2 protein-coding genes are annotated in these 3617 nt (G+C 57.7%); both read left to right on the top strand.

Annotated features, from left to right (window positions below; translation table 11 throughout):
- The first annotated feature begins 221 nt into the window (after nt 1-221).
- A complete protein-coding gene (locus ACOYNV_RS26515) occupies nt 222-1319 on the top strand; it encodes a DsbA family protein (protein WP_422902819.1) in 1098 nt (365 codons plus the stop codon).
- Nucleotides 1320-1348: 29 nt separating this feature from the next.
- A complete protein-coding gene (locus ACOYNV_RS26520; protein ID WP_422902820.1) occupies nt 1349-3580 on the top strand; it encodes an ATP-binding protein in 2232 nt (743 codons plus the stop codon).
- Nucleotides 3581-3617: the final 37 nt, after the last annotated feature.

The raw sequence follows: 3617 nt of genomic DNA on the forward strand, positions 1-3617 counted from the left end.
CGTAAATGAGTAACAGTCCCGCCAGAAAAGCAAAATCGACGCATTGAACCTTATTTTGATTTTCTTAATGAGTTTTCTTGTGCTTTTTGACGGTCAAACTGGCGCAGTTTTGGCAGCAAGAAAAACGAACGTTTTTCTTGTGGTCTGAGTTTTCAGCCCGGCTCCCCTGTGAAAAACGGCGATGTTACTCATTTACGCAGGAATCCTTACGGTACCCCTGGTTGACTGACATCGGGCTTGGACACCTGACAGAACTCTTCATTGAACAGGAAGTGGACTTCGATATTCTGGAGAGGCTGACCGAAGCCGACCTCAAAGAAATGGGCATTGCCGTACTGGGTGCACGCAAACGACTCCTCAAAGCCATTGGCGAGCGCAAAGGTTCAACCCATGCGCAACCAGAAAGTGGTTGTCACCATGGGAAAGGAGCAATTGTTCGGCGGAGATGGCTTCTTGATGGGCACACCACTAAGCGCCGACGTCACCTCAATTACGCCAACCACATTGCTCAGCGTGAGCGCGGAAAGCTTCCAAAAATTCCGCGAAAAGAAGCCGGAGCTCGCTGCCAAACTGCTCTTCAACCTGAGCAAGATACTGGCCAAAAGACTATATTCGGAGTTCTAGATGAGCTGCGTGTTTCATCCAGCCCGTTTCCAATTTTCCCGCCTGAACGTCAGGCGCACGGCAACTTCTCTTGTCTGAAGGATCACATGGCAAAAGCCTCTCTTGATTTTTGGTTCGGCTATGGCAGCACCTACACTTACCTGACGGTCAGTCGCATCACCGATCTGGCTGCGGCGCGGGGAGTCGATGTACGTTGGGTCCCGTTCAACCTGACAGCCCTGTTCGGTTCAAAAGGTATTGTGGGCGGGCCGTTCGTGGGTCGCACAGAAAAAATCGGTTACATGTGGCGTGATCTGGAGCGCCGTGCCACTCGCTACGGGCTTAAGTACAAGAAACCGGCTGTGTACCCCGTGGATTCACAAAAGACGGTGCGCGTTGGCTACCTTGCCCAGCAGGAAAGTTGGTGTGAACAGTTCACGCGCCGCGTTTTCGAGATGAATTTCGTCGAGGGTCGGCCAATCGGCGCAGCCGGTAATCTGGAGGCGGCGGTCTCTTCCACCGGGCGCAACCCGCAAGATTTTTTCGGACGCGCATTCACCGATCAGATTGAGCAGGGTCTCGCTACGCAGACCGTCATGGCGGAAAAGATTGGCTTGTTCGGGTCTCCGCACGCGCTGGTGCAAGGCGAAATATTTTGGGGCGATGATCGCCTTGAAGACGCCCTCGACTTTGCCGTTGCCAACGCCTCCACCTGACACTCGTTTTACGAAAACGCAGCCCATCCATGCCCCGGGACTCCAAGGTCGGCGAGATTCTGCGCAAGCTTCAGCTCGCACAATACGTCGCTGCGTTTGCCGAGAATGCCATCGATGAAGATCTGCTTCCCGGCTTGACCGACGCAGATCTCAAGGAACTCGGGGTCGTGGCGCTTGGGCATCGCAAACGAATGCTGGCGGCGTTCGCAAGAAGCGATCTCCACATCGTATTGCCGGCCCGAAGCGACGGACTGGTCGAGGAAGAATTGAAGATCGTGACGTCCTTCTTCGTGGATATCGTGGGTTCAACCACCCGGATTCAGGGCCTGGATCCCGAGGACGCCGCCGCCTTGTTGCGGCCTTACCTGGAGATCGCGTCAAGCGTCGTGCGCTCGCATGGCGGCACCGTCCTGCAGGAACCCGGGGATGGCCTGTTCGCCGTCTTCGGCGCCCCGGTCGCGGTTGAAGACCATGCGATAAGGGCCTGCCATGCGGCTTTGCAGATTCAGGCCGCTGTGGAACGTACTTCTACCGAACGCCCGACTGGGGACCCGCTTCAAATGCGCGTCGGGCTGCATTCCGGCGAAGTGGTGGTTTCGCACAACGGCCAAAACCTGCGCGTTTCCGGACCGGCGGTACACCTTGCAGCACGCATGGAACAAAGCGCCCTGCCCGGCCGGGTCCAGCTAAGCCGTGCCACACGGGATCTGATTCAAGACTCGTTCGCCCTGACCGACCCGACGTTTGTGCTGGCGAAGGGCTTTGAGCAGCCGGTCGAGGCTTATGGGCTGATTGCCGTCCTGGAACCGCACGTGCGGATGGAGCGCATTCGCCGAAGACAGCTCGCGCCACTAGTAGGCCGGGAGCGCGAATTCGAGCAATTGACCGACGCGGCGCTCGCTGCGTATCAGGGGCGCGGTGGCGTTGCTGCCGTCGCTGGCCCCATCGGTATCGGCAAATCCAGACTCATTTACGAATTCACGGCGGCACCAAGTCTCACGGAATTCCGCCTCCTCCGCGGCAACGCAAGACCGGATGAAGCGGAGCGCGCCTTTGGCGTCATTATCGAGCTTGTTAAGGATTGCCTTGGTATCGAGCAAGGCCGCCTGGACGCATGGGCTCAACGCGCCAGCGAGCGGTTGCATGAGATTTCCCTCGCCAATCCGAAGGCTGCCCCGGCGCTGCAAGCGTTGCTGGGGCTGCCGGTCGAAGACAGTGCCTGGCCAGCGCTGGAGTCAAACGAACGTCAGGTGCGGATCACTGACGCCGTTGTCGCCCTGCTTTTGCATCACGCGACCCGCCAGCCGCTGGTGGCAATCGTTGAGGATATGCATTGGGCCGACGATGGGAGCCGGGCCGTATTGACCGGCCTGGCAAACGTGTTGGGAAGACACAGGCTGCTATTGGTGGTTACATACCGACCCGAATATGTCGACCCGTGGGTCAATCTGGATGGCCATGTGCTAGTCAAGCTGCCAGCCCTGACGGACGAACCGATCGCCCGGCTTCTGGAAGTGCTGCTCGGCAAGGACCCATCGGTTCAGCCCTTGAAGGATTTGCTGAAATCCACCACAGGTGGCAACCCGCTGTTTCTCGAGGAATCAGCGCGCGGTATCCGGGAAAGCGGCGCTATGGAATCAGTGGTCAGCGGCAGTTTCAAGCTGACACGTTCGGTTACCGAGATCGAAGTGCCCCGCTCCATTCAATCGATGATTGCAGCTCGTGTCGATTCAAGGGCACCTCGTGAACGTGAGGTCCTTCAGGCAGCAGCGGTCCTGGGAACCACGTTCGAACTCAAGGCGCTGGCCACTTTGCTTGGCTCAGACGAATCTGAGCTTGCAACCACACTGGCAACGCTTCAACGGGCAGACTTCATTTTCGAAGCCAGGCGGCATCCGGATCCCGAATACCAGTTCAAGCATGGGCTGACACGGGATACCGTCTATCGCCAGTTGCTCAAATCCCGCCGCCGCGAACTGCATCGCCGCACTCTCGACAATCTTGAAGCCACGCTTTCGACCGGCGCAGAAAGCGATGTCGAGATGCTTGCCTACCATGCGTATCACGCCGAAGCATGGGAGCGCTGCCTCGCGTACTGCCGGCAAGCCGCAAACCGGTCATGGCTGGGATTGATGGAGCGATTGACGGCCAAGTATCTGGAATGGGCCATTGTCTGCATCGAAAGGCTCGATCCATCCCTGGAGAACCGCCAGACCGCGATCGATCTCCGCCTGGATTTGCGACAGGGCAATCGCACCTAAATTCATAGCAATAGCTCAAGCGACAACGATGAAATCT

It is taken from the genome of Propionivibrio sp. (genome assembly GCF_049316945.1).
In the GTDB taxonomy this organism is placed as follows: Bacteria; Pseudomonadota; Gammaproteobacteria; order Burkholderiales; family Rhodocyclaceae; genus Propionivibrio.